This is a genomic window from Dietzia aurantiaca (genome assembly GCF_021033825.1).
Taxonomy (GTDB): Bacteria; Actinomycetota; Actinomycetes; order Mycobacteriales; family Mycobacteriaceae; genus Dietzia; species Dietzia aurantiaca.
In genome coordinates, this window is record NZ_JAIFXZ010000013.1 from 26,297 (window position 1) to 52,471 (window position 26,175).

25 protein-coding genes are annotated in these 26,175 nt (G+C 68.9%); 16 read left to right on the forward strand and 9 right to left on the reverse strand.

Annotation, left to right across the window (positions count from 1 at the left end; genetic code table 11):
* Positions 1-21 precede the first annotated feature (21 nt).
* The 11 genes from K3888_RS13360 to K3888_RS13405 all read left to right on the forward strand — a co-directional run bounded on the left by K3888_RS13360 (position 22) and on the right by K3888_RS13405 (position 8,274).
* Entirely contained in the window at positions 22-783 is a 762-nt protein-coding gene (locus K3888_RS13360) for a hypothetical protein (RefSeq protein WP_230930773.1), read from the forward strand.
* A 147-nt stretch (positions 784-930) separates the two neighbouring features.
* Entirely contained in the window at positions 931-2,556 is a 1,626-nt protein-coding gene (locus K3888_RS17900) for a phage tail fiber repeat family protein (RefSeq protein ID WP_230930774.1), read from the forward strand.
* 3 nt (positions 2,557-2,559) lie between these two features.
* Positions 2,560-2,916 carry a hypothetical protein gene (locus tag K3888_RS13370; RefSeq protein ID WP_230930775.1) on the forward strand — a complete coding sequence of 119 codons (357 nt, stop codon included), beginning with the start codon at positions 2,560-2,562 and terminating at the stop codon, positions 2,914-2,916.
* 569 nt (positions 2,917-3,485) lie between these two features.
* Complete coding sequence (locus K3888_RS13375; RefSeq protein WP_230930776.1) at positions 3,486-4,289, forward strand: hypothetical protein; 804 nt, start codon at positions 3,486-3,488, stop codon at positions 4,287-4,289.
* Between the two features lie 2 nt (positions 4,290-4,291).
* Positions 4,292-5,713, forward strand: coding sequence for a peptidoglycan DD-metalloendopeptidase family protein (locus tag K3888_RS13380; protein ID WP_230930777.1), 1,422 nt, complete (start codon positions 4,292-4,294; stop codon positions 5,711-5,713).
* Positions 5,714-5,718: 5 nt separating this feature from the next.
* On the forward strand, positions 5,719-6,117 hold the full coding sequence (locus K3888_RS13385) for a hypothetical protein (protein ID WP_230930778.1): 399 nt from the start codon (positions 5,719-5,721) through the stop codon (positions 6,115-6,117).
* A 33-nt stretch (positions 6,118-6,150) separates the two neighbouring features.
* Positions 6,151-6,447: a hypothetical protein gene (locus K3888_RS13390; protein ID WP_230930779.1), complete on the forward strand. Its 297-nt coding sequence runs from the start codon at positions 6,151-6,153 to the stop codon at positions 6,445-6,447.
* Positions 6,444-6,665: a DUF7620 family protein gene (locus K3888_RS18025; RefSeq protein WP_443652049.1), complete on the forward strand. Its 222-nt coding sequence runs from the start codon at positions 6,444-6,446 to the stop codon at positions 6,663-6,665. Before K3888_RS13390 ends, K3888_RS18025 begins: the two co-directional genes overlap by 4 nt.
* On the forward strand, positions 6,658-7,062 hold the full coding sequence (locus K3888_RS13395; RefSeq protein ID WP_230930780.1) for a putative phage holin: 405 nt from the start codon (positions 6,658-6,660) through the stop codon (positions 7,060-7,062). Before K3888_RS18025 ends, K3888_RS13395 begins: the two co-directional genes overlap by 8 nt.
* 139 nt (positions 7,063-7,201) lie before the next feature.
* Entirely contained in the window at positions 7,202-7,720 is a 519-nt protein-coding gene (locus K3888_RS13400; RefSeq protein ID WP_230930781.1) for an ImmA/IrrE family metallo-endopeptidase, read from the forward strand.
* Positions 7,717-8,274, forward strand: a complete 558-nt coding sequence (locus K3888_RS13405; protein ID WP_230930782.1) for a hypothetical protein — start codon at positions 7,717-7,719, stop codon at positions 8,272-8,274. The genes K3888_RS13400 and K3888_RS13405 overlap by 4 nt, the downstream gene beginning before the upstream one ends.
* 128 nt (positions 8,275-8,402) lie before the next feature.
* On the opposite strand, the gene K3888_RS13410 is transcribed toward K3888_RS13405, so the two are convergent.
* The 7 genes from K3888_RS13410 to K3888_RS13440 form a co-directional block, all read right to left on the reverse strand.
* On the reverse strand, positions 8,403-8,771 hold the full coding sequence (locus tag K3888_RS13410) for a hypothetical protein (RefSeq protein WP_230930783.1): 369 nt from the start codon (positions 8,769-8,771) through the stop codon (positions 8,403-8,405).
* A gap of 311 nt (positions 8,772-9,082) precedes the next feature.
* On the reverse strand, positions 9,083-9,226 hold the full coding sequence (locus K3888_RS13420; RefSeq protein ID WP_230930785.1) for a hypothetical protein: 144 nt from the start codon (positions 9,224-9,226) through the stop codon (positions 9,083-9,085).
* Positions 9,227-9,299: 73 nt separating this feature from the next.
* Positions 9,300-9,422, reverse strand: a complete 123-nt coding sequence (locus tag K3888_RS17720; protein ID WP_269075181.1) for a hypothetical protein — start codon at positions 9,420-9,422, stop codon at positions 9,300-9,302.
* Positions 9,423-9,558: 136 nt separating this feature from the next.
* Positions 9,559-9,918 carry a hypothetical protein gene (locus tag K3888_RS13425; RefSeq protein WP_230930786.1) on the reverse strand — a complete coding sequence of 120 codons (360 nt, stop codon included), beginning with the start codon at positions 9,916-9,918 and terminating at the stop codon, positions 9,559-9,561.
* Positions 9,919-10,562: 644 nt separating this feature from the next.
* Positions 10,563-10,952, reverse strand: a complete 390-nt coding sequence (locus tag K3888_RS13430) for a hypothetical protein (protein ID WP_230930787.1) — start codon at positions 10,950-10,952, stop codon at positions 10,563-10,565.
* Positions 10,953-11,096: 144 nt separating this feature from the next.
* The gene (locus K3888_RS13435; protein ID WP_230930788.1) at positions 11,097-11,234 is read right to left on the reverse strand and encodes a methionine/alanine import family NSS transporter small subunit; all 138 of its coding nucleotides are present in this window, start codon (positions 11,232-11,234) and stop codon (positions 11,097-11,099) included.
* Positions 11,235-11,237: 3 nt separating this feature from the next.
* Entirely contained in the window at positions 11,238-12,905 is a 1,668-nt protein-coding gene (locus K3888_RS13440) for a sodium-dependent transporter (RefSeq protein WP_230930789.1), read from the reverse strand.
* Positions 12,906-13,102: 197 nt separating this feature from the next.
* Between K3888_RS13440 and K3888_RS13445 the strand changes: the two genes are divergently transcribed.
* The 4 genes from K3888_RS13445 to K3888_RS13460 all read left to right on the forward strand — a co-directional run bounded on the left by K3888_RS13445 (position 13,103) and on the right by K3888_RS13460 (position 24,368).
* Positions 13,103-13,576 carry a hypothetical protein gene (locus K3888_RS13445; RefSeq protein ID WP_230930790.1) on the forward strand — a complete coding sequence of 158 codons (474 nt, stop codon included), beginning with the start codon at positions 13,103-13,105 and terminating at the stop codon, positions 13,574-13,576.
* Positions 13,577-13,892: 316 nt separating this feature from the next.
* On the forward strand, positions 13,893-23,351 hold the full coding sequence (locus K3888_RS13450) for a type I polyketide synthase (protein WP_230930791.1): 9,459 nt from the start codon (positions 13,893-13,895) through the stop codon (positions 23,349-23,351).
* A 74-nt stretch (positions 23,352-23,425) separates the two neighbouring features.
* The gene (gene acpS / locus K3888_RS13455; RefSeq protein ID WP_230930792.1) at positions 23,426-23,890 is read left to right on the forward strand and encodes a holo-ACP synthase AcpS; all 465 of its coding nucleotides are present in this window, start codon (positions 23,426-23,428) and stop codon (positions 23,888-23,890) included.
* Positions 23,891-24,176: 286 nt separating this feature from the next.
* On the forward strand, positions 24,177-24,368 hold the full coding sequence (locus K3888_RS13460) for a hypothetical protein (protein ID WP_230930793.1): 192 nt from the start codon (positions 24,177-24,179) through the stop codon (positions 24,366-24,368).
* A gap of 139 nt (positions 24,369-24,507) precedes the next feature.
* Here the strand turns inward: K3888_RS13460 and K3888_RS13465 are convergent, their stop codons facing one another.
* Both K3888_RS13465 and K3888_RS13470 read right to left on the reverse strand, forming a co-directional pair.
* Entirely contained in the window at positions 24,508-25,236 is a 729-nt protein-coding gene (locus K3888_RS13465; protein ID WP_230930794.1) for a TetR/AcrR family transcriptional regulator, read from the reverse strand.
* 8 nt (positions 25,237-25,244) lie between these two features.
* Complete coding sequence (locus tag K3888_RS13470; RefSeq protein ID WP_230930795.1) at positions 25,245-25,751, reverse strand: peroxiredoxin; 507 nt, start codon at positions 25,749-25,751, stop codon at positions 25,245-25,247.
* A gap of 150 nt (positions 25,752-25,901) precedes the next feature.
* Here K3888_RS13470 and K3888_RS17905 point away from each other — a divergent pair, with 150 nt between their 5' ends.
* Positions 25,902-26,174 carry a DUF3618 domain-containing protein gene (locus K3888_RS17905; protein WP_230930796.1) on the forward strand — a complete coding sequence of 91 codons (273 nt, stop codon included), beginning with the start codon at positions 25,902-25,904 and terminating at the stop codon, positions 26,172-26,174.
* Position 26,175 lies beyond the last annotated feature (1 nt).

Here is a 26,175-nt window from a genome sequence, read left to right on the forward strand (position 1 = left end):
GGCGGTCGCGGCCCAGGGGAGATGTTCGAACTGGCGACGGTCACCCCGCCAGCGCAGGCGAACCCGGACATGTGGAACATCGCGGAGATGGCCCGCAACGGGTTCTTCGGGAACATCCTCTCCGGGTTCCTGTCTATCGGCGCGGCCGTCGGGCAAGCGCTGGAAGACATTGCGTCTGCCCTGTTTGGTGGGCTGATCGCCAACGACCACCCGGCGCTGGACAAGATCCGCGATGGCCAGCTCGACCTCGTCGCCCGACTCGATGATGTGTCGGGGTATGGGGTCGCGTACATGACCTACAACCGGTACAAGGACCGGAACCGGTGGGTGCGAATGGAGTTTGACGGCGCGGTCATCACCAACCCGAAGAATGCGTCGTACGTGGACCACGGAATCCAGCTCGCTGAGGGCACTTGGTTCATTGACGCGCAGATCACGCACGATCATCACGTGGACCGTCTGACGTCACGAGTCCGGATCGTGGTGTCCCGACCGGACGGGTCGGTGTTTTCGATCAAAGAGGCGTACGGCGAGGTGTTGACGAACAAGTACACAACGCTGTCGGTGCGCCATTCTGTCGCTGTTCCGGGTCCCGGCTATCGGGTGCACGTGTGGGCGTTCTACAACGTGGGGACCGCTGTCGGAATCTACAACCGGCTGCTGTACCGGGGCGGGACCGCGCTCACGCACCTCATGGTGGATCGCATCAATCTGGACGCGACTGAGTCGACAGTCGATGAATCTGTGCCGACAACGGGCGGCTCGTCCGGCAACGACGGATAAGTCACCGCGCACGGCGACACTGCAGATGTTGACGAGCGGGGAGGTTCTGGGGTGCCGCAGATTACGGGCAGTGTGTATGACGTCGGGTTGACTGGGTCGAAGGGCACCTTGTGGATCTCGGCGGGGTTCCGGACCGGAACGTCAGGCGTGATCGCCCCGCGGAGGGTGCCGTACTCGATCATCAATGGCCAGCTACCGGCGAATGTTGTGGTGGAGCCGGGGCCGGCGGTGCTCGAGATTGATGTTGGGGTGGATGCCCGCGGCGAGTGGCCGGTGGTGATCCCCGAAGGGGATGTGACTCTTCGGGAGCTTTTCGCGACGGTCTACCAGTGGACGCCGGAGGAACTGTCGACGTTTGCCCAGCTCCGTGCCGACGCGATCGCCGCCGCCGAGCGGGCCGAGACCGCGGCCGAGGGCGTCGACGCAGCAATCGAGGGCGCGGCCGATCAGGTGGTGGCGCGGGTCGAGGGTGACCGTGTGGCGGCTGAGACCGCTGCTTCGGCTGCGGGGTCGTCGGCGTCCGCTGCTGCGGGGTCTGCGTCGGCGGCTTCGTCGAGTGCCTCGGATGCCGCGGGTAGTGCGTCGGCTGCGGAGGCGTCGGCTGGCGTGGCGTCCGGGTCGGCTGGGGACGCTGCCGGGTCCGCCACAGCGGCGGCTGGTAGCGCGTCAGCTGCCGCCGATAGTGCCGCTACTGCATCCGCTGGTGCGCAGGTCATCACCGACAACCTGCCCGCTATCGAGGCCGCCCCTGGCCATGCTCAGGCCGCCCAGACAGCCCGCACGGGTGCCGAGGACGCCCGGGATGCGGCGGCCGGGTCTGCCAGCGACGCGGCAGGTAGCGCCTCGGCTGCTGCAGGGTCGGCGTCGAATGCGGACGAATCGAAAGTTCAGGCGCAAGCGGCCCGCACGAGCGCTGAGGCGGCACGGGACGTTGCGCTAGACAGTCGGCAGGTTGCGCAGTCTGCGAGTACCACGGCGCAGAACGCTCGGGGTCAGGCGCAAACTGCTGCGTTCGAGGCTTCCGGGCACGCTGACGCGGCAGCTGGTTCGGCGTCTGCGGCGTCGGGGTCGGCGGTCACCGCGAGCACAAAGGCCGGTGAGGCCGCGGGGTCTGCTACGGATGCTGCTGCGGCTCTCGCCCAGGTCCTCGTCGAGCTGTCCAACACGCAGGCCTACCAGGATGTGCTGACCGCGATCGGCGACATGTCGTCGAACTGGCAGGGGGATATCGCTGCGGCGATCGCCGATCTGGTGGGACAGGCGCCGGAGACGATGGACACCATCGCAGAGGTCGCAGCCGCGCTGGGCAATGATCCGAATTTCTTCACGACGGTGATGACGGCGATCGGTGAGCGGGTCAAGAACGACGACCCTCGCCTGTCGGATGCCCGCACCCCGTCCACCCACGACCACTCAATGTCGCAGGTGACGGGCCTGGACGATGCACTGGACGGCAAATCGGACGTGGGCCATGGTCACGAGTGGTCGCAGATCAGCAAGAAACCGCCGACTTATCCGCCCACGGCGCACGACCACACCAAGGCAGAGGTCGGACTCGGGAACGTCGACGACACCAGCGACGTGGACAAGCCGGTGTCGACGGCGCAGTCCGCAGCGATCGGCGCGAAGGCGGATAGGACGCTCGTGGAGTCCCGTCCGGCGATGTGGTTGTGGTCCGGCACCGGGACCTGGTCGCCTCCCGCCGCGGCGAACAACGGCGACAGTGTCCTCAATCTCGACTCGGGCGAGATCCACTCGATCACGGAGGTATAAGCGATGACACTCACCCTCGGGCCGGTCATCGGCCAGGTGGGCGGCGGCGAAGTGGAGGAGATCCCCGTCTCCATGTCGGGTGCCGGCGGGGTCAACCCGGTCACATACCCGCTCACCACCGTCGATGCGGGCAGCGGGTCGCTGATTGTGGTCGCGGGGGCACTGGACGGGCCCACGACTACCGCCTCACGGCCCCACTTGAGAGTCGGCACTGTCGAGCACGACAACGCGCGCAGCACACTGGCCGGGCCTACAACAGCAATCATCACAAACGCCACTGGCACGGCCCAGATCGCGATCGTAGCCCGGAACAGTACGGTCGTAACCTTCACCGGCACCGTCTACGTGGCCCGCTTGTAGCCCCGCCCGTTCACACTCTCCCCCGCCTAGTGCGACTCGGGTCCGCGCCCGCGCAGAACAATCACTCTCGGCTTCTGGCCCCCGCACGTTAACCCGACAGTCGTCGGGTCGTTGCCGCCGTGCTTCTGTGACCTCCACCCCCCAGGAGTCCTCTACCGTCTGAGTCAGACCGACTCGAAGGGAAGAAGCCAATGCAGGAAACCTGTCCAGACCTCAGACTTGAATGGATCGTCGAGGGCGTCAAGCTCGAAGGCGGCTCAGTCATCGGATACGAACGTGTCGAAGACGACAACAGTCCAGGATGGATCGTCCACGTCTCGGAGCCAACGCTCCCCGACACTGCGATGGTCCGACACCTCGTCCCAGACAGTCACCTCGACGAGCCTCATCTTCGGCAGAGAGCTCACGACGGAATCACGAGCAAGTACCGAATGGGACTCATGCCCTAACTCGACCGTTTCACCGGAACCCCTGCCTCAGCTGCGGGGGTTTCGTCATCGGGTCACTACCGGCTACCACACTCACCCCCACCCGCCAGTGGGGGTTTCGCCATTTCAGGAGGCAAAAGCATGAAACGGACCGTGGTCGCGTTCGACGGTGTCGGCACGGACGGCAGGGTCGACGGGTCGGTCCTGGCGCCGTGTGTGGACCGGCTCGCGGCGAAGATCGGCGCCGACTCGCGCTGGTTCCCTTGGGGTGGGTCGACGATGCTCGGCATGGGTGGTGGCGGTACGTGGGCCGACAACTCCCGCGCCGGCGTGCGGGATTTGGTTGAGTGGATGGACGCCCATCCCGACCAGCACATCGTGCTCATGTCGTTCTCCGGTGGGTCCAAGCCGGCGCACGACTTCCTGCTCAAACACCCGCGGTTCCACGGCCGGGTACTCGCGGCGGGGTTCCTCTCGGACCCGTGGCGGCCGCACGACCGGTGGCAGCACGGCCTCCCGGACCCCGCGCCGCGCTACGGGGTGATGGGAGAGCGCTACACCCCGATCCCTGACCGTGCGTTCTGGACGGCGGTGCCGACAGACCCGATCCCAGCCGCCTGGCCAGACGCGCTGATCCGGTGGGTCGGCGATACCAGCGACGGCCGCATGGACGAGATCATCGTCAAGGCCATCGAGAAGGGACGCCTCGGCAACTTCCAGTTGGCGTGGCAGCTCGGCATTGTCCAACGCGATCCGATCGGATGGATCCTCGGCTTCGGCGGGCGCGTCGGGCAGCTCGCCGCCGACGTGCGCGCCTACATGAGCGGCGACCACACCCGCGCCTACCTCGAGCCCGTTCACACCCCCGACGGCAAGACCGGCAGCTACGCCGACCGCCTGGCCGACTCGATCGCCTGGAAGATTAACCACCCGAAGGAGCGGTGACCATGGCCAGACAGTGGCCGCTACCCCGCGGCACGTTCACGATCACCTCGCGGTTCGCCGGCCGCATCAACCCGGTCACCGGGCGGCCCGAGAGCCACTCGGGCACCGACTTCGCCGTCCCGGACGGCACCCCGTTCTACGCGTGCGCCGGCGGCACCGTCCAGTACATCGGCGCCGCCACCGGGTACGGGCAGTGGCTCGTGATCGACCACCCGACCAGCGAGGGCGGCGGTTGCACCGAGTACGGGCACATGTGGGACGCCTACGCGACCGGCCTCAAGACCGGGGACTGGGTGAACGCGGGCCAGCTCATCGGCTACGTCGGCTCCAACGGCCAGTCCACCGGGCCGCACCTGCACCTGACGGTGTGGGAGTACGGGCACGGCGGCCGCCGGATCGACCCGGAGACGTGGCTGGCGGGCGCCGGCTACCCGGGCGAGGCAGCTCCCGCGCCCGCACCGTCGGACGGTCCGCTGTTCGGAGTGGACGTCTCCGAGCACCAGGACGGCATGTCCCTCCGGCAGGCCAAGGCCGAGGGCATGGCGTACGCGATCATCCGCACCACCGACGGCACCTACCGGGACCGGACGTACCGGTCGCACCTCGACGATGCCGAGTCCGCGGGGATGCTCACCGCCGCCTACCACTACCTCCGCAATCCGAGCGAGGGGACGACCGTGGCACAGCAGGTCGACGCCTCCCTCGCGGTGATGGGCGACGCGCGCCGGCCGGTATGGATCGACGTCGAGTCCCCGGCCGGGCTGCACGTCGACCACATCCGCGAGTGCAAGCGCCTCTACGAGGCCGCTGGTGTGCGGGTCATCGGCGTGTACTCGTACGTCCCCTACTGGGAAGGCCGGGTCGCCCCCTCGGAGCCGGACAGCCACGAGTTCGGGGCGTTCTGGGTGGCTGACTACGGACGGGACCTCCGCGGCACCCCACGCGCTCTGTACCCCGGCAACGGGCACGCCCGCTGGGACTACCCGCTGGGCAACCAGAAGCCCGTCATCTGGCAGTACGGGTCGAACGCCGAAGTGGCCGGGCGGCTCGTCGACATCAACGCGTTCCGCGGCTCGCGGGCGCAACTCGAGGCCCTGTTCACGGGCCGGACACTGGGAGAGGACTGGTTGGCAATGGCATCAGAAGAGGACGTGCGGCGCATCATCCGCGAGGAGGTGTGGCCGGTCACGCACGACACGAAGCGGCTGTGCGTGCAGATGGGCATGGACGCCGACGACGACGGGTTCGCGAACGTGCCCGGGTGGGTACAGGGCGGCCACCGCTCGTTCTACGACCTGCTGGCGACCGCGGTGTCGATCCTGGAGGCGATCGCGAACAAGATCGGCCTGAGCGTCAAGACCCGGACGTTCGACACCCTCGTCGACCCGCCGAGCAACCCCCGCAATCCCAAGCTGAAGGGTTGAGACCGATGAAGCATGTTGACGTAAGGTTGCGTATCTCCCTCTACTTCGTGGTCGTGGCCGCGGGCGGCGCACTGGTGACCTGGGGAATCCTGACCCAGGACGTTGTTGATGCAATCCTGCCCGTCGTCGGCGGACTGCTCGCCGTGGGCGGCGGCGCGACCTCCCTGCGGAACATCACTCCCGAGGTTCGTGCCGAGAGCCCCGAGCTGATGGAGTGGATGCTGATCGCGCGGCAGGCGCTGCCGCAGATCCTCGACGAGCTGGCTCGCCTGCGCGGCGATGTGGCCGCGCGCAACGCGGCGGACGCTGCGCTGCCCGCGCCGCAGCTGGTGGAGTACGTGCCTGACCGGGCGCCGTGGCTCCCCGCTCCGGAGGCGTACGTCGGCGAGCACCGCGCCGAGTGAGTCCCACCCCGACGATCTAGGAAGGGGCACCGCATGGCCGATCTTGTCGCCGCGGTCCCAATCGGCCAGCTCGGAATCAACGGGCTCCTGGTCGCCATGGTCGGCTGGTCAGCCTGGGGGATCCTCACCGGGCGGCTCGTCCCGCGCAGCGTCGTCCGGGACCACCTCGATGTCCGTGACGACCGCATCGCCTACCTGACCAAAGCGCTCGACTCCGAGCGGGACGGCCACAACGAAACCCGCCACCAAGTGACCTTGCTGTCGAGGTCGAGCCAGACCAGCGCACACGCCCTCGAAGAGATGCGACGTGAAGCGGAGGGATCCGGATGAGGCTTCCACAGTGGCTACGACGGCGCGGAAAGCTACCGCCACCGCCTCCCGCCGGCGGCTGCCCCCGGCAGCGTCTGGCCGAAGCCGAGCAACGCCGCGGCGAGGCATACCGGCGATGGCCAGCCGTCGAGGCCCTCGCGGCACGGCTGGACAACGAGCATCACCGCAACCACTTCGGCGAGACCATCGACACGATCTACAGGAGGCGACATGCGTAACCCCCTCGCGCCCCGATACGACGAACACCGGTGGGACCGGGCCGCGTTCACGCTCCTTGTGGTGGTCGGTCTTGTGTTGACGTTCGTGACCCCTGGGGCGATCTACCGGGGCTGGTTCGCGCTCGCCGCGTTTCTCACTTCGGGCGTGTTCGTTGTTGTGTACTCGCGTCGGCGCTGGCGCTCCACCTATGCCGGGCGGGCGACGATGCTCGCCATGTGCGTCACCACCGCCTACAGCGGCAACGCCGCCCTGATCCTGTGGTGGCCCGGCGAAGAGTACGGCTACCCGGGCTGGGAGAACGTGGTCGAGGTGATCTACCTCGGTCTCGCGATTGCCGCCCTGTACAAGCTGCGGGCACTCACCCGCGCATCCCCGCCACCGGACCCCACCGTGTGAGCCGTACCGGCCTCGCCCCGCACCCACTCACCACACCCGGTGAGCGGTGCCTGTCCGGCGTTTCAGGCAGGCGATACCGCAAGCCTCCGGAATATGTCGCACCGTTGGGGCATTATCCTGAACACAAGGAGGTGTGGACATGGCCGAGTTACTTTACCAGCGGGCGCGTCGAGAGGCGCAGCAGATTAGGCGCTCTGCCAGAGTTGGCACCAGTGGACTCCGCGACCTGATTGACATCGCTGAAACGTGGGGCGCATCCGTCTCGGTGGATGCCATGGAGCCGGGACTGTCCGGGTTCATCATCAAGAACGCTGGTGATCCCGCCGCGCGAATCTACGTCAACGGCAACGACAGCGCCGAGCGCCAGAGGTTCACTCTCGCCCATGAAATCGGCCACCTCGTCGAACGCGACAGCCTGGCCAAGGACAACGAGTATTCGTTCATGGATTACCGGAACGCCAAGAACGAGTACAACCTGCACGAGTTCTTCGCTGACGAGTTCGCTGGCGAGCTGTTGATGCCAGCTGGCCCGTTCATTAGGACGGTTCGAGACCACGGCGAGTTCACCGCGGCAAAGAGGTTCGGAGTATCCGTCCCTGCTGTCCAGAAGCGCCTGCGTCGACTGCAGAAGAATCCTCCCCCGGTGGCTCACAGGTGAGCGAGGAGCCATCGGAACCAGAGGAATACTGGCACGCCTCCGGGGCCGAGCCTGGTGAGCCGCCGGACTACTGGGAGCCGGACGAAGACACGTTGGCCGAACTCGAGTACCAGCGACACGCGCCGGACGACTGGGAGTTAGATGACGACGAGATCGCGTGGCTCCAGTCGACCGTCACCCCGCTACCGGCTGGAGACAAGTCCAATCCCGGCAGGCAGAGTGCCGCAAAGGCAGCCGCAGACGTTGTTGTCGAGCCGAGCGCCACGAAACGGGAGCAACAGCTTGCAGACGCTCGAGACGTCAAGCTGGAACGAATGCGCGCAGACAACAAGCGCCGAACGACCCTCTTTCGATTCGCGATCGGCGCCACCGGGGCGCCGGTAGTTATCAGCTCGCTCGTGATTGGTTGGCTGGTACTGCACGGACGCGAGACTGAAATCATGATCGCCGCCTACTTCGGCAGCGTGGTGATACAGGTGGTTGGGTTGGCAGTCATCATCGCCAAGAATCTATTTCCGGAGGCAGGCGACAACGGGCAACTACCGACGGAGTAGCGGGCACCCCAAACGCCGCCGCCCCCACCGTCAAACGGGGGCGGCGGCGATCCGTTCTAGACTGTCACCGCCACGACACGGTCTCGTCCAATGGGTTCGAACGAAAAGACAGCGAGGCGCGCAGTCTCTTACTCGATAAGCTCTCCGCGCTTAGCTGCCGCGACAGCCTCCTCTTCAGTGGGCCAAAAGTCACGGGTGACACGCTCATTTCCAGTGTCTGGATCTATCACGTAGGCCACCCAGCCCTGATCCAAACATTGCGTTCTACTGATCTCCATGGAGAAACCATACTCGTGCGGATCATCTGACGGACCGTGTTCATCGCACCGGTCGAAGACCCCGCCAATCGCCGGAAACTTCGTGCCGACAAACGGCTTTCCGAAGTGGCCGAGCACAGCACCGTTCGAGAGTTGGGTCGCCGTCTTGTCGCAACCAGGAATGCCGCAACGAGGCGGCTCTTGATCGGCAGTTCTTAGATTCGCTAGTTCACCTGTCATGGCAGTAATACTCCTCGGCCCGATCAGAACGCACAACGAAGCGCCACTCCTCAGATGCAGGTGTGACGACTTTCGTTATCGGGTCCTGCTGGTCGGCGCGTTCGGTACTGGGGATCCGGGCCGGGCGGCGTGCCAGGTGCGGATGTCGGTGGCGCGCCAGAGTGGCGAGCGTTCGAAGGTTGCCACGGGTCCGGGGGTGCGGCCGTGGGAGACGTAGCCCCTCCATGTGGCGGGTGTGATTCCGCAGTGTTCGGCGCACCGGGCGGCGGGCCACAGTTCGTCGCCGGTGTCGGCGTCGGTGAGGATTACCCTCATGGCCGCTTGGTGGCCGTGCGCGCGAGCGCGGACGCGGCGGCGGCCGCGGGGATGAGTAGGGACCAGGTGGGGGCGCCGAACCAGAGCAGGGCGGCTCCGATGCCGGCGTAGACCGCGAGGTCGATGGCGGGCCTGTTCATGGCTTCTCCGTTCCTTGGGGAGGTTCTATGGTGGGGGTGGAACCCCCGGCCTGTTAAGGGCAGGCCGGGGGTTTCACTCGTCGGTGTCGTCTGGTTTGTCCGGCTCCTTGTGGAGCAGTTCGTACCAGGCGCGCCCTTCTCGGCTTGCGGCGTAGAGTGCCGCTCCGATCATGGCGAGGACTTTTTCCCAGTCCATTCGTTCACCTCCTCTGTGCTGTTGTACCTACATCATAACACGCTAGAGCTGCATGGGCAAGTAGGTTGAAGGCAACAGAACTACCCAGACCTCGGCACGAGGCAGGTGCGACATCCCGATCTCGAGGGGGGGGGAGCTACTGGATCGGGGATCTGACTGCGGCACACAGCTCGACGTCGGTGATGTATCCCTGCTCGCAGCCGTGCTGGGTCTGAATCTCGCCCGAGGTGGGGTTCCGGTTCCCTTGCTCGTCGTGACCGTACCCACACAGATACGCGGGGCAGGTGCCCCCGTCAGCGATGGCGACGCCATCGTGGGCAGGCTGCTGGTTCTGCTGCTCAACCATCCCGTAGAACTCGTTGGGGTCGATCACGCCGTTCGACGGGTTGCAGTCGGCGTAGTCCCAGACGAACGCGTCCGTGCCGGGGCACTGGATGCCTTGTCCCGCAGGGGCCCAAATCGATCGCTTCGCCGTTGTCGCGGCGTTGTCCGGCACGACAGCAGGCTCAGGAGCCGACTCGGAGGTTGTCGTTTCGGACGTGGTGGGCGAGGCGCTCGTGCTCGGCGACGTGGTTGTAGCGGCAGCGGTTGTCGATGTCTCCGTCTCGGAGGGGGCGGGCTCGGCAGCTGAGCAGCCGGCGAGGCCGAGAACAAGAGCAGCAGATAGTGCGAGGAGGGGACGCATCGAGGGGCCTTCCGTCAGGTGTGGACATACTTATAGCAGCGGTGTGCGACATCCGTGAAGGGCGTTCACTTCCAGCTGCACGTCGGTTCCCATAGCGTGACCGCTCCGCACTCGCGGCATTCGTGGGTGCGGGATCCCTGCTCGAGCGTGCCCGCGCGCGGAGCGAGCCAGCCGACTAGTACTCGGTTGGGTCCAAGTTTGTGTCCGTTGGGGCAGTGGGTGGGGGCGTCTTCGGTCCAGAGCATGCGAGGAGGGTAGCGGCGGGGTGCGACATCGGGTGGCCACATTTTGGCCACGTTCAGCATGGTTATGGGCCGAATCTTCGAACACTTGTTATCGACAGTGAAGTCTCGGAGCGGCCTTCGACCAGTACATCTACCAATCGAGCAGGTCGGCTGTGTTCGAACCCTAGACTTCAAGTCTCCCCGGGCGCACCACCCACTGAGCCCCCGGGTCTAGGTCACCCAGGGCGCGAACGGCGCGACCGGGAAGCACTCGACCGGCGCCGTCTCACCGGGTTCGAGAGCGTTCAGGGCGTACCGCAGCGCGCGCTCGCTGTAGAGGTTCGAGACGGGCTCCGAGTGGTCGGCCTCGCAGCCGTCCTGGAGGAGGATGTTGGTGACGCCCGGCCCGGCGTAGTACTGCCGCACGAACGGGGTGACGACCTCGTCGTATTCGCTGATCACGGAGTACATCTCGACACCCGGCACCCCGGCGGCACCCTCCGGGTAGATCTGCCGTGCGATCTCAGAGTCGTACACCTGCTGGGTCAGACCGGGCGTAGTGTCCTCGATGCTGCCGTACACGTGCGGCCCGATCACCGGGATCAGCGAGCGCAGCCACACTGGGGGAGTGACGCGTGATTCGATCCGACTGCCGTCCTGCCACAGTTAGCGGACCCGGGCGGAGGCGGCTCCGCGAGATGACGCGGCCCCGGCACCCCTAGCGGTGGGGTGTCGGGGCCGGGTTCTCTGTCGTCGTGGGTCGGGTCAGGTGTCGCGCGCGGTCACGGCGCGCGGCTCGTCGATCACGTCCGGGTGCGTGACGAAGTGCCAGATGCTGAGCGCGAGTCCTCCCCAGATAACGAGCAGGAACAGCACCATCATGATGATCGCCGTGGTGTCCATGGCTCAATCCTCCTTCGGGCGGTCGGTCGGGGGCGTGACGCGGGTGGCGCCGCCGTTGGCGGTGCCCGCTGAGGTGTCGGCCGAAGCGGCGACACCCGGGTCGAGTTCGTCCTGGTAGCTGAAGTCGCTGGGGTCGTCGTCGGTCGCCGGCGGGCCGTCGAGATGACGTGCCCCGCGCCAGGGCAGTAGCGACAGGATGACCGACAGCACGAGGATCGCGGCGATCATGCCCCAACCCCACACTCCCAGAACGGCGGCGTCGTAGCCCTCGTACGGCTCGGAGACGAGGCTCCGGATCTCGCCGAAGAGCGCGTAGGCCAAGACGATCGGGGTGACGACTGCCATGCAGATGATCCAGATCGGGCCGACCTTGAACGAGGAGACCGAGTTCAGGTGGTCGCGCAGCGTCGGACCCAGGCGCAGGGCGAACATCACCACGATCAGTGCGATCAGCGCGATGCCGACGATCCCGATGCTGTTGGCGAACTTGTCCATGATGTCGAGGTTCTGCAGGCCGGTCTCGGTGGGCATGAGCAGGACCGAGATGACGGCCATGGGGACGCCCACGGCGAGGACGGCGGTGGTGCGTGAGACGCCCACCTTGTCCTGGAACGACGAGATCACCACTTCGACGATCGAGATCATCGAGGTCAGTCCGGCCAGAATGAGGCAGATGAAGAAGACGATGCCCCAGATCGGGCCGCCCGGCATCTGGGAGACGAGTGCGGGGAAGGCGATGAATGCCAGCCCCGGCCCGCCGCTGACGTCGTCCCAGCCGGCCCCGGCGGCAGACGAGACCAGGAAGCCGAGGGTGGCGAACACGCCGATGCCGGCCAGGACCTCGAACGCCGAGTTGGAGAAGCCCACCACGAGGCCGGAGCTGGTGAGGTTGGACTTGCGCTTGACGTACGAGGAGTAGGTGATCATGATGCCGAAGCCGACCGAGAGCGAGAAGAAGATCTGGCCGTACGCGGCGATCCATACCCCGGGGTCGGACAGCACGCCCCAGTTGGGCGTGAAGAAGGTGTTGAGGCCGTCCAGCGCGCCCTCGAGGAACAGCGAGCGGATCACCAGGGCGGCGAACAGGACCACCAGAAGCGGGATGAAGAACAACGCGGTCCGGCCGATGCCCTTCTGGACGCCGGCGATGAGGATCCCCAGTGTGACGACCCAGACCACGACCAGCACGATCGTGATCAGCGGGACGAAGTCCAGGCCGAAACCGGATCCCGCCTGCAGGAACTCCTCGGCGAAGAACGAGGACGTCTCTTCGTAGGTTTCACCCCAGCGCATGTCGACCGAGAACCAGGCGTAGCACGCCGCCCACGCGAGGATCACGCCGTAGTAGATGGCGATCACAAGGGCGACGAGGACCTGGATCCAGCCGACAGGCTCGGCGAACCTGTTCATTCGACGGAAACTCAACGGCGCGGAGCCGCGGAAGCGGTGGCCGATCGCGTAGTCGAAGAACAGTAGCGGGATGCCCGCGGAGAGCAGGGCGACCAGATACGGGATGAGAAAGGCGCCGCCCCCGTTGTCGTACGCGACAAAGGGGAATCGCCAGATGTTGCCCAGGCCGACGGCCGAGCCGATCGCGGCGAACACGAATACGGAGCGCCCGGAGAACGCCTCCCGTTTTCTCGTACCGCCTGTGGTGGCGGGTGTGGACATGAGTTCCTCCTCGGCGGGGATGGCGGCATTTCGGTGCCGTAGATCCCCTACTTCTAGTCCGGTAGTTGCTGATTGGTGACCATTTCGACGCAAGTCGGGTATCGAGGCCACGTGACTGGTGGGATTAGAGTAGGCCCATTAGGCCTCCTCGTGGTGGACAGACGGCAAGACGCGCGGTTCTCGCCGCGGCGCTCGTCGTGACCACGGCCGGCGCTGCGGCTGTCGCCGCACCGGGCCCGGCTCTTCCCGGGGTGCCGATCGAGGTCTCCGCGCAGTCGGGGATCGACATTGTCCCGCCGCCAGCGGAGGCGGTCCGGGAGACCGGTTCGTGGTTCGCGCACGGCACGACTCTCGAGCTTCTGCCTGACGGCTCGGGCACGTTCGCCAGGTGGGTCGGGGCATTCGACGGTGACAGGATCGCCCTGCGTCTCATCCCGGCGCCGGGAGAGCCGACCGTCGCGGAGATCATCGGGATCGAGACCGTCGGGGAGGGCGCGCTCGCGCCCGGTGCCCGGCCGGGGATCGGCGGGCTCGTCACGATCTCGTTCGGAGAGGGCGTCCGAACCGCCCACGTCGAGTGGACGTCCGGCCCCGAGCGCCTCTCGGTCGATCTCTGCCCCGCGGAGGGGCTCGACGCGGCGACTATGGAAACACTGCGCTGCGGCGCCTGACGTCGATTCAACGTGAAGCGTCGCCCTCGGCAACACGCCGTGAGGGTGGGTTGCACGCCTGAGAGAGACGTAACGATTCGATAACGACGTCAAGTGGAAACCTGAGGGGGCCCTCACCTGTGGATATGAGGTAACCGTCACGTCTCACTGTGGTGAGCGTCACCGCTCCGAGGGGGGTTCGAACCCGTCAAATGGTCGGGTGGAGGCTGTCAATCTGAGGGGTGCCTCAACTTTCTGTGGCAATCTGTGCGCTGCGCCGTTCCGGGACACCGTTCTACGGCGCTGCCACTGACGAGAGTGCCAAGGAGTTCCCCACGTGACGATCGATGACCGCGACCTCACCCCCCGACCGCTCGAGACCGGACTCGCGGCTCGCCGTGCCTCCCGCGCTCTGGCGGACGAGCTGCGTGACGGCACGGCCTATGCTCTCGCCTTCGGCGGGCAGGGGATCGCGTGGCGTGACGCACTCAGCGACCTCATCGACGGCACCGGCATCGGCCCGGACCTGCAGGAGCTCGTCGACGCCTCCGTCGCGCTGACCGAACCCGTCCACGACGAGATCGCCGTCGTGCGTACCCACGGCTTCCGGCCCATCGAGTGGGCCAACACCACCACCGGCGAGGACGAGGACCACGGCAGCCTGCCCGACGACGCCTCTCTCTCCTCCGCGGCGGTCTCGCTGCCGGCGGTCCTGCTCACCCAGATCGGTGCCCTGCGCGCGCTCGCCGCCGAGGGCTTCGACACCAATGACACCCCGCCCGCGGCCGCGGTGGGCCACTCGCAGGGCATCCTCGCGGTCGAGTCGGTGGAGACCTTCGGGTCCGTCGACGACCGGCTGTTGGCCGTTGCCGAGCTCATCGGTGCCGCCGCGACCCTGGTGGGCCGCCGCGTGGGATTGTTCCGCAAGGGTGAGGCTAGCCCGATGACGGGCGTGTCCGGCATCGACGGCGACGAGCTGCGCACTCTCGTCGACGAGCTGTTCTCCGAGGTCGATGCCTCGATCCGTCCCCGCGTCTCCATCCGTAACGCCCAGCGCCGCCACGTCGTGGTCGGCCGCCCGGACGACCTCGACGACCTGCGCCGTCACTGCGCCGACCTCGAGGCCGGGTCCCGTCGTCGTCGCGAGGCCAAGCTCACAGGCGGCGAGGTGTTCGCCCCGGTCTTCGATCCGCTCGACGTCGAGGTGGGATTCCACCACCCCGCGATGGCCCCGGCCGTCGACGTCGTCTCCCGCTGGGCCGCCCGCTGCGGCCTGGACGTGGACCGCGCCACCGAGCTGGCCCGTCAGATCTTCACCGAGCCCGTCGACTGGGTCGAGGATCTGGCCGAGACGCTGCACGCCGGCGCCGAGTGGGTCCTCGACATGGGCCCCGGCGAGGCGCTGACCCGCCTCAACCGCTCGATCGTCCGCGGCCAGGGCGTCGGCGTGGTCGCCGCCGCCACCCGAGGCGGTCTGCGCAACCTGTTCACCCCGGGCGCCACCCCGGAGATCGAGCGCCCCTGGACCGCGTTCCAGCCGCAGCTGATCACGCTTCCCGACGGCAGCGTCCACGTCGAGACCTCGTTCACCCGCCTCACAGGCTGCTCGCCGATCCTGTTGGCCGGCATGACCCCGACCACCGTCGACCCGGAAATCGTCGCGGCCGCCGCCAACGCCGGCCACTGGGCCGAGCTCGCCGGCGGCGGACAGGTCTCCGAGTCGATCTTCGCCGAGAACACCCAGCGCATGGCGGAGCTGCTCGAACCCGGCCGCAGCGCCCAGTTCAACTCGCTGTTCCTCGACCCGTACCTGTGGAAGATGCAGGTCGGGGGAAAGCGCCTCGTCCAGAAGGCCCGTGCGGCGGGCATCCCCTTCGACGGCGTGATCGTCACCGCCGGAATCCCCGAGCTCGACGAGTCGGTCGCCCTCATCGAGGAGTTGACCGAGGCCGGGCTGCGTCACGTCAGCTTCAAGCCGGGCACCGTCGCCCAGATCCGCCAGGTCGTGCGGATCGCCGCCGAGGTCCCGCACATGCCGGTGATCGTGCAGGTCGAGGGCGGCCGCGCCGGCGGCCACCACTCGTGGGAGGACCTCGACGACCTCCTGCTGGACTCCTACGCGATGCTGCGTGAGCGTCCCAACGTCGTCCTGTGCGTGGGCGGCGGCATCGGCACCCCCGAGCGGGCCGCCGACTACCTCACCGGCTCGTGGGCCAACGCCCACGGCTACCCGGCCATGCCGGTCGACGGCATCCTCGTCGGGACCGCCGCCATGGCGACCCTCGAGGCCACCACCAGCCCCCAGGTCAAGCAGCTCCTGGTGGACACCGTCGGCGTGGACGCCTGGGTCGGAGCCGGTCAGGCCGAGGGCGGCATGGCCTCCGGCCGCAGCCAGCTCGGCGCGGACATCCACGAGATCGACAACACCGCGGCCCGCACCGGCCGCCTGCTCGATGAGGTCGCCGGCGATGCCGAGGCCGTGGCGGCGCGTCGCGCCGAGATCATCACCGCGGTCGACGGCACCGCAAAGCCGTACTTCGGCGACCTCGACTCCATGACCTACGAGCAGTGGCTGCGCCGCTTCGTCGAGCTCTCGCTCGCCCGCGGTGCCTCCGCCGACGGCTGTGTCTCGCGCGACGGCAACGGATTCGACCTGGGCGGCGATTTCGCCGGAGACGTGGCCGACGGCACCCGCTCGGTGTGGCTCGACCCCACCATCCGCGACCGCTTCCACCGCATGGTGCAGCGCACCGAGGCCCGGCTCGACGAGATCGACAGCGGCGCGATCGTCTCCGCCTACCCGCGCGTGGAGTCGATGGAGCGTCCCGCCGACGTGATCGACGCCCTCGCGGCCCGCTACGCAGACCTCGGTGACGCGGTGCTGCACCCGGCCGACGCCGCCGAGTTCCTCGACATCTGTCGCATGCCCGGCAAGCCCGTCCCGTTCGTCCCGGTGATCGACGCCGACGTGCGCCGCTGGTGGCGCTCGGACTCGCTGTGGCAGGCCCACGACGCCCGCTACGACGCGGACGCCGTGTGTGTCATCCCCGGCACCACCTCGGTCGCGGGCATCACCCGCGTCGACGAGCCGGTGGGCGACCTGCTCGACCGCTTCGAGTCCGCCACCGCCGAGCGCGTCCGCGGTTACCTGCCGACCACCGAGGCCGTCTCCAGCCGTCGCCGCGGTACGGTCACCGCCGCCAGCGGGCCCGTCGCGGACGTGCTCAACAGCCCGGACGTGACCTGGGCCGGACGCCTCGTCATCAACCCCGTCCACCGCCTGGGCGTGCTGCACGCATGGGAGATCGACGCCGAGGGCGTCGGCCGCCACCCAGTCTCCGGTGCCGCGCTCACCCCGGCCGCCGACGGCCGCACCGTGGACCTCACACTGCCCATCGGCGCCGCCGAGATGACCATCGAGATCACCGTCGACGCCTCTGTCGCCACCGGCGCCGCCCCGGTCGTCACCGACGAGGCCGCCGAGGCCGCCATGCGCACCCTGCTCGCCACCGCCGCCGGCGTCGGCCGCGGGGGAGCGGGTGGCGTCGAGATCGCCGAGCTGCCCGAGGTGAAGGACGGCGTCGCCACCGCCCGCTTCCTCTTCGAGCCGACCCTGGCCTCCGACCACACCGGCGTCACCGCCGGCAGCCTGCCCACCACGCTGGTGGCGTCCGCCGGCGTCCCCGACGCACTCGTCGGTGCCGCCTGGCCCACCGTGTTCGCCGTGCTCGGCGAGACCCGTCGCCCGAGCGGTCAGGGCACCGTCGTCGAGGGACTGCTCGACCTCGTGCACCTGGACCACGGTGTCCGCATGCACGCCCCGCTCCCGCAGACCGGGGCCGAGCTCGTCGTCGTCGCCCGCTCCGGCGGGGTTCGTGACACCGACCTGGGCCGCGTCGTCGAGGTGACCGTCGAGATCGCCACCGAGTCCTCCGACGGCACCCGCACCCCGCTGTGCACCCTGTCCGAGCGGTTCGCGATCCGCGGCCGCACCGGCCGCGCCGAGGTGGGCGACCCCCGTCCGGCCGGTGGTGCCCTCGTCAGTACGTCCGGTGGCGTCGTGGAGCCGGCGGAGACCAGCCGCCAGCTGCGCGTGTCGACCTCCCTCACCGCCCCGCACGACATGACCGCGTTCGCGCTGGTCTCGGGCGACCACAACCCGATTCACGTCTCCGACACCGCGGCCGATCTGGCCGGGCTGGGCGGCGTGATCGTCCACGGCATGTGGCTGTCCGCCGCCGCGCAGCACGCGGTGCAGTCCTCCGACGGCCGTGACCCCGCCCTGCGGATCGCCGGCTGGACCGCCCGCATGCTCGCCCCGGTCCGCCCGGGTGACCGCATCCGCGTGCGCGCCGTGCAGACCGGGCGCCATGCCGGCGGCCAGGTCCTCGAGGTCACCTGCACCGTCGACGGCGCGACCGTCATGGCGGCGACCGCGCTCACCGAGGCGCCGCGCACCGTCTACGCCTTCCCCGGCCAGGGCATCCAGGCCAAGGGCATGGGCATGGAGGGCCGCAACCGCTGCCCGCGTGCCCGCGAGATCTGGGACCGCGCCGACAAGCACACCCGTGCCGCGCTCGGCTTCTCGATCCTGGCGATCGTGCGCGAGAACCCGACCGAGGTCACCGTGCGAGGTCAGGTGCACCGCCACCCGGACGGCGTCCTCTACCTGACCCAGTTCACCCAGGTCGCCATGGCGTGCCTCGCGGTGGCGCAGCGCGCCGAGCTCGAGGCCGACGGGCTGTTCATCGACGACGCCTACTTCGCCGGCCACTCGATCGGCGAGTACGACGCCCTTGCCGCCATCTCGGGCGTACTCGAGCTCGAGCCGCTGCTGGAGATCGTGTTCCAGCGTGGTTCGACCATGCATCAGCTGGTCCCGCGCGACGAGCAGGGCCGCTCGGACTACCGGATGGCCGCGATCCGCCCGTCCCAGATGGGGGTCTCCGACGACGAGATCCAGCAGTGGGTCGCCGACGTCGCCGCGCAGTCCGGTGAGTTCATCGAGATCGTCAACTACAACCTCGCGGGCTCGCAGTACGCCCTGGCCGGCACCGTCGCGGGCTGCGAGGCGCTGGAGAACGCCGTCAACCGCGAGCTGGAGACCTCAGGCGGCAAGAATGCCTTCATCCTGGTCCCCGGCATCGACGTGCCGTTCCACTCCACCGTCCTGCGCGGCGGCGTCCCGGACTTCCGGGCCACCCTCGACGCGCTGATCCCGCACGATATCGACATCTCGGTGCTCGTGGGCCGTTACATCCCGAACCTGGTCCCGCGCCTGTTCAGCCTCGACCGCTCCTTCGTCCAGGAGATCGCCGACCTCGTGCCGGCCGAGTCCCTGACCGAGGTGCTGGCCGACTGGGATGCCTGGTCGGCCACCCCGACCCGCCTCGGCCGCCTGCTGCTGGTCGAGTTGCTGGCCTGGCAGTTCGCGAGCCCGGTCCGCTGGATCGAGACCCAGGAGCTGCTCTTCACTCCCGTGGAGCGTGGCGGGCTGGGCATCGAGCAGTTCGTCGAGGTGGGCGTGTCGAATGCCCCGACCGTGGCGAACCTGGCCTCCAAGACCCTCGATCTCCCCACCCACCGCGGCCCCCGCGCCCGGGTGCTCAACGTCGAGCGCGACTCGGCGACGCTGTACGGCACCCTGCCGCCCAGCGTGGAGGACAGCGACGACGACAACGACACAGTGAGCGCCGCAGACGCGTCCGGCGCCACTGAGTCGTCCACCCCGGCCGCCGACCAGGCGGCCCCCACAGACCCCGCACCGGCCGTCAACACCCCCGGCACGGCCGGTGCGGACCGATCCACCGCACCCGGTGCGAGCAGCGCGGCCCCGGCCGCAGCCGCCCCCGGTGCGCCCCGCCCGGACGACCTGGAATTCGGCGCCCCCGCGGCCACCCGCATGCTGGTGGCGCTGCGTACGAAGGTCCGTCCCGAGCAGATCGCCCCCGGCGACTCCATCGAGACCCTGTGCGACGGCGTCTCCTCGCGCCGCAACCAGCTGCTGCTGGATCTGGGTACCGAGCTGAGCCTGGGCGCCATCGACGGCGCCGCCGAGGCCGATTTCCCGACGCTGTCCGACCAGGTCTCGCGCCTGGCCCGCGGCTACGCCCCGTTCGGGCCTGTCCTGTCGGACGCGGTCGGCGAGGGACTCCGTGCCGTGCTCGGTCGCACCGGCAAGCGCCCGGCGTATATCGCCGAGCGAGTGACCGGCCCGTGGGAGCTCGGCGCCGGCTGGGCGCAGCACGTCACCGCCCAGATCGCCCTGGGCACCCGTGACGGTGCCTCGATCCGTGGCGGCGACCTCGCCAGCCTCGACGCCTCCGGTGTCAAGGACTTGGCAGGGCTCGACGCCCTCATCGACGCCGCCGTCCAGGCCGTCGGTGCCGCGAACGGCATCGCCGTGGCCATGCCGGCGTCCGCCTCCGGTGGCGGTGGCGTCGTGGACTCCGCGGCGATGACCGAGTTCGCCGACGAGATCACCGGCGCCGACGGCGTCCTGGCGCAGGCCGCCCGCGGCCTGCTCACCAGGCTCGGGCACCTCGAGCCCGAAGCCGTCGACCTGCTCGCCGAGGCCGACCCGGACTTCGAACTGGCTGACCTGGTCGCCGCCGAACTCGGCACCGACTGGCGCCGCGTGGTCGCCCCGGCCTTCGACTCGGGCCGCGCGCTCCTGCTCGACGACCGCTGGGCCTCGGCCCGCGAGGACCTGGCCCGCCTCTGGACCCGCACCGAAGTGCCGGCCGATGCCGCGGAGGCCTTCCGCGGCGCCGGCGAGATCGTCGCCGAGCAGGCCCGCTGGTGGGCGGCCCGGGCGGTCGACGCCCGACGCGATGCCCTCGCGTCCGCCTACCGGGAGATCGCCGAGACCGCGGTCGAGGAATTCGTCGGGGAGTACGCCGGCGACGTCGCCGTCGTCACCGGCGCCGGCAAGGGTTCCATCGCCGCGGCGGTCACCGGACGCCTCCTCGCGGGCGGGGCCACCGTGGTGGCCACCACCTCCAACCTGGACCAGACCAAGCTGGCCTTCTTCAAGGACCTCTACCGCACCCACGCCCGTGGCGGCGCGGCACTGTGGGTACTGCCCGCCAACCTCACGTCCTACTCGGACGTGGACGCGTTGGTCGAGTGGGTCGGCTCCGAGCACTCCGAGTCGGCCGGTGGCCAGACCACCGTGCTCAAGGCGCCGCTCACCCCGACCCTGCTGTTCCCGTTCGCGGCACCCCGCGTCCAGGGCTCGATGGCCGATGCGGGCCCGCGGGCCGAGACCGAGATGCGCGTCCTGCTGTGGGGCGTGGAGAAGCTCGTCGCCGGCCTCGGCGAGATCGGCGCCGACACGGACGTCGACTCCCGCCTGCACGTTGTCCTGCCGGGATCGCCCAACCGCGGCATCTTCGGCGGTGACGGTGCCTACGGCGAGGCCAAGGCAGCGCTGGATGCCATGATCGCCAAGTGGTCCTCCGAGAAGTCCTGGTCCGAGCGCGTGACCTTCGTCCACGCGATCATCGGCTGGGTCCGCGGCACCGGCCTCATGGGCCACAACGACCCGCTCGTCGAGGCCGTCGAGGCCGCCGGCGTGTCCACCTGGTCCACCACCGGGATCGCCGGTGAGCTGCTGCGCTGGTGCACCCCCGAGTTCCGCGAGGCCGCCGACAACGCCCCCGTCACCGTCGACCTCACCGGCGGACTCGGCACCGCCGACCTCGACATGTCCGCGCTCGCCGCGGACCGGCCGGGGACGCCGACCGAGGCCGTGGCCGACGAGGCCACCGGCACGATCGCCGCGCTGCCGTCGCTGCCCACGGTGGCCGCCGACGAGCGCCCCGACTGGGGCGAGGTCACCCAGCAACTCGAGGACATGGTCGTGATCGTGGGCGCCGGCGAGGTCGGCCCCTACGGCAGCGCCCGTACCCGCTTCGAGGTGGAGACCACCGGCGAACTCACCGCCGCGGGCATCGTCGAGCTGGCCAGGTCGACCGGGCTCATCACCTGGGAGGACTCGCCGCGCGCCGGCTGGACCGTCACCTCCTCCGGCGACCCGATCGACGAGGCCGAGATCGCCGAGCGCTTCGGAGACGAGGTACTGGGCCGTGTCGGCGTGCGCCGCTACGCAGACGACACCCGCGCCGAGATGTTCGACAATGCGGCTCCGCAGCTGACCTCGGTATTCCTCCCGGAGGACCTGTCCTTCGTGGTGGACGACGAGGCCCAGGCCCGTGCCTACCAGGAGGACGACCCGGAGAACACGGTCGTCACCCGTGGTGAGGGCGGCGAGTGGACGGTCACCCGCAAGGCCGGGACCGAGATCCGCGTGCCGCGCCGCACCATGCTGACCCGCGTGGTCGGCGGCCAGATCCCGACCGGCTTCGACCCGACCACCTGGGGCATCCCGGCCGACATGGTCTCCGGCATCGACCGGGTGGCGGCCTGGAACCTGGTGGCCACCGTGGACGCCTTCATCTCGTCGGGCTTCACCCCGGCCGAGCTGCTGGCGCACGTCCACCCGGCCGACGTCGCCAACACGCAGGGCACCGGCATGGGCGGCATGACCAGCATGCGCTCGCTGTACATCGACGGCATCCTCGGCCGCAGCCGCGCCAACGACACGCTGCAGGAGGCGCTGCCCAATGTGGTGGCCGCGCACGTCATGCAGTCCTACGTCGGCGGCTACGGCCCGATGGTCCACCCGGTCGCGGCCTGTGCCACCACCGCGGTGTCCGTCGAGGAGGGCTTCGACAAGATCCGCGCGGGTAAGTCCGACTTCGTGGTGGCCGGCGGATTCGACGACCTGTCCATCGAGGGCATCCAGGGCTTCGCCGACATGTCCGCCACCGCCGATTCCGCGGCCATGGCGGCCAAGGGGATCGACGAGCGCCACTACAGCCGGGCCAACGACCGGCGGCGCGGCGGGTTCGTCGAGTCGGCCGGCGGCGGCACCATCCTGCTGTCCCGCGGTGATGTCGCGGCCCGCATTGGGCTGCCGGTGCTGGGCGTGGTCGCGTGGGCTGGCTCGTACGCCGACGGTGCGCACACCTCCATCCCGGCGCCCGGCCTCGGCGCCCTGGGCGCCGGCCGTGGCGGTAAGCGCTCGCCGCTGGCCCGTGGCCTGGCCCAGCTGGGTCTGACCGCCGACGACCTGGCCGTGGTGAGCAAGCACGACACCTCGACCAAGGCCAATGACCCCAACGAGTCGGATCTGCACGAGCGGCTCGCGGCGTCGATCGGCCGGTCGGCCGGGAACCCGCTGTTCGTGGTCTCGCAGAAGACCCTCACCGGGCACGCCAAGGGCGGCGCCGCCGCGTTCCAGCTCATCGGGCTCACCCAGATGCTGCGGTCGGGCACCATCCCGCCCAACCGCGCGCTGGACTGCGTCGACGACGTGCTGGACAAGCACCCGCACCTGGTGTGGCTGCGCGAGACCCTGCAGCTGGGCGGTGACATGGCACTGAAGGCCGGTCTGCTCACCTCGCTGGGCTTCGGGCACGTCTCCGGCCTCATCGCCGTGACGCACCCGGAGGCCTTCCACCGGGCCGTGGCCGCCGCCTACGGCACCGAGGAGGCCGAGCGGATCCGCGTGGCCGGCATCGAGCGCGAGCGCTCCGGCGCCCGCCGCCTCGTGGACGCCCTCTACGGCGGAGACCCGCTCTACGCCCGCCCCGAGGCTCGTCGACTCGGTGAGGGCTTGACCGACGAGGTGAAGGAGCGCGAGGCAGCGGTGCTCCTTGACCCGGCCGCCCGGATCGACGACGACGGTGTGCTGTCCGCGTCAGCGGGCGACACCGCTGCTGACGCGTGAGCGGGCCGTGTGGATGAGCAGGCCGTGTGGGTTAGAAGGATCGAGCGGATGAACGTACTCGGGAGCGCTGAGGAGTGAGCGGGGGCGTTCGGGGCGTCGGGGTCGACACTGTCGACCTCGGCGCCTTCGCCGCGTCTCTGGCCGAACCCGGCACGCGGTTCGCCGATGCGTTCTCGGCCACCGAGCACCGGCAGTGCCGCGAGCGGGCCGCTGCCCGCGGGGCCGATACGGGCGCGGCGGGGGAGAACCCGCTGGCTCGTCATCTCGCGGGCCGGTGGGCCGTCAAAGAGGCGGTCGTCAAGGCATGGTCGGCGGCGTTGTACGGTTCGCCTCCGCCCATCGCACCGGATCTGCTGCGATGGTCGGAGATCGAGACGGTGTGTGACGCCTGGGGCCGGCCCGCCGTCCGGCTCAGCGGGGAGGTGGCCCGTCAGGTCGCCGCGACGCTGGGGGAGGACGCGCGCTGGAACGTCTCCCTCAGCCACGACGGCGATGCGGCCGTGGCGTTCGTCGTGCTCGAGGCTCCCGCCGCGCGGTAACGGTGTACGCGCGCGATCGATCGGCGCTTCAGATGGCCCTGTACCCCCCGGCCGCCGGGAGCGCGACGCAATGTGAAGTGCTGATCGGGTGGTGCGAGCCAATCGGAGGGGCGGATCGCCTCGTGCCCCTCGGTTCGGAGGGCGGATCGGAATCGGCCCCTCGAATTGGAGGGAGTAACGAGGAGCGGGGCCGATCTGAGCAGAAGGTCGTCTGACTGAAGGGCAGATCGGTTTCCGGCGCGGCCGGGCCGTACGTTGCTCGTCCATCAGCCATTGGTCCGCCGCCATGATCCACGGAGTTCCGGAACCCGAGACCAAGGTTGACGTTCTCGACGGGGAGGGCAGCTTCATCGGCCGGGTCGACTTCCTGCGGCGGGAGTTCGGCGTCATCGGTGAATGCGATGGGTCCGGCAAGTATCTCGACGGCGCCGACGCCGCGGAGGCGCGTCGCAGGCGTGGTGCCGAACAAGGATCGTGACGCCCGTCTGATGGCTCTCGGATACCGGCTTAACCATTGGCGGTGGGCTGATCTCGAGCGGCCGTGGACGTTGATCCAGCGGATCCGGGGTGGGCTGACCGCGGCCGCCGCGTGAGTGTGGCGATCCGACCAGACTTGCTCAGCCCGACTGGGCTTCTTTTTCCGCCAGCCACAGGTAGGCAGTGAGCATCCGCTTGAGCTCCCTGACTGTGGCGTCATGGAGGGCCTCGCCGTCGTCCGCGCCCGCGCTGGTGCCGTGGCCGGCGCTGACGGAGAAGTTGAGCATCGAATAGGAGGCGTGGACCAGGACCTCGGCCATGAATGCGCGGCGCTCCCGGTCGGTCGCCGGCATGAGCGGGGCCAGGACGCTGGCAATCATGCGGGCGATCTCGCGCTCGTTGACCGCAGCGGTGGCCCGGGTCGCCGGAGTGGCCTGAGTCGCCAGCCACACGGCGCGGCGGGACGGGTCACGCAGCCACATGTCGGCCAGGTGATCCAGGAAATCATTGAGCAGCTCGGGCCAGTCCAGGGCGGGGATCTTCTGCGCGAACCGCTCGATCTCCTCGATCACCCCGTGCGCATCCTGACGGTCCAACTCGCACACCAGCACGTACTTGTTGGCGAAGAACTGGTAGAGCGTGCCGATCGGGACACCGGCGCGAGAGGCGACCTCCTCACAGGTAAACGAGTCGAAACCCACTTCGACGAGGACCTCGCGGGCAGAGGACAGCAGCGCCTGGAACTTCCGCCTGCTCCGCTCCTGGATGGGGCGGCGGCGGGGGACCAGGATGTTGGGTTCGCTCTGGGCGGACTCGTCCTCTGAACCTGTCGTCGAGCTCAGAGAGTCCTCGGTCGGCTCGAATGTCATCCGCGGTCTCAGCCCCCGGCGGACGCGGGCTCGGGCAGCTCCACGCCCAGCAGCTTGGCGACCATGGCGACATGGCCCTTGGCGCGGACGTTGTACCGGGCCATCGACAGTGTGCCGTCCGCATCCACGACGAATGTCGAGCGGATCACGCCCATCACGACCGTGCCGTAGTTCTTCTTCTCACCGAACGCGCCCCATTCGGTAAGCACCGTCTTGTCCGGGTCCGACAGCAGCGGGAACGTGATCCCGTGCTTGTCGCGGAAGCGCGCCAGCTTCTCCGGCTTGTCGGGAGAGATGCCCACCACGCCGATGCCGGCGTCCTTGAGTTGCTGGAGGGCGTTCTCGAAGTCCACGGTCTCCGTGGTGCATCCGGGCGTCATCGCCGCCGGGTACACGTACACCAGTACCTTGCCGTGCTCCGCGATCAGATCGGCGAGCGCGATGGGCGCCCCGTCGGCGTCCGGGAGGGTGAAAGCGGGGGCCGTCTGGCCCACCTCGAGCCGTGGTGTACTCACCGGTGCTCCTGGTGTCGAGTCTGGACTTCGGACCCCACCAACCTATCCGATGCGTCGGCGCACCGGCGCGGATCCTTCCCGGGTGCAGTAGCGTGGGCGGGGTCAGAAACCCGCGGGGTGGCCCGCGGTCGTGCGATCGACGGAGGTCTCGTGTCCAGGAGTTACGACAGCATCGAGGGCGATATCGCCAAGGCCCGGGACGATCTCGCCACGACCTTGGACGAGCTCGCCGACCGGGTAAACCCCAAGAATCTCGCAGCCGAAGGCAAGGATCGCGCCACCGCAGTCCTCAAGGACCCGCGCGTGCTCGCGGCCATCGGGGGCGTCGCAGCGCTGGTTATCGGCGGGATCGCCTTCTCCATGGCCAACAAGCGCAAGGAGCGTCAGCGTATCGAGGCGTATCTGGCGGCCCGCCGGGGCTGAC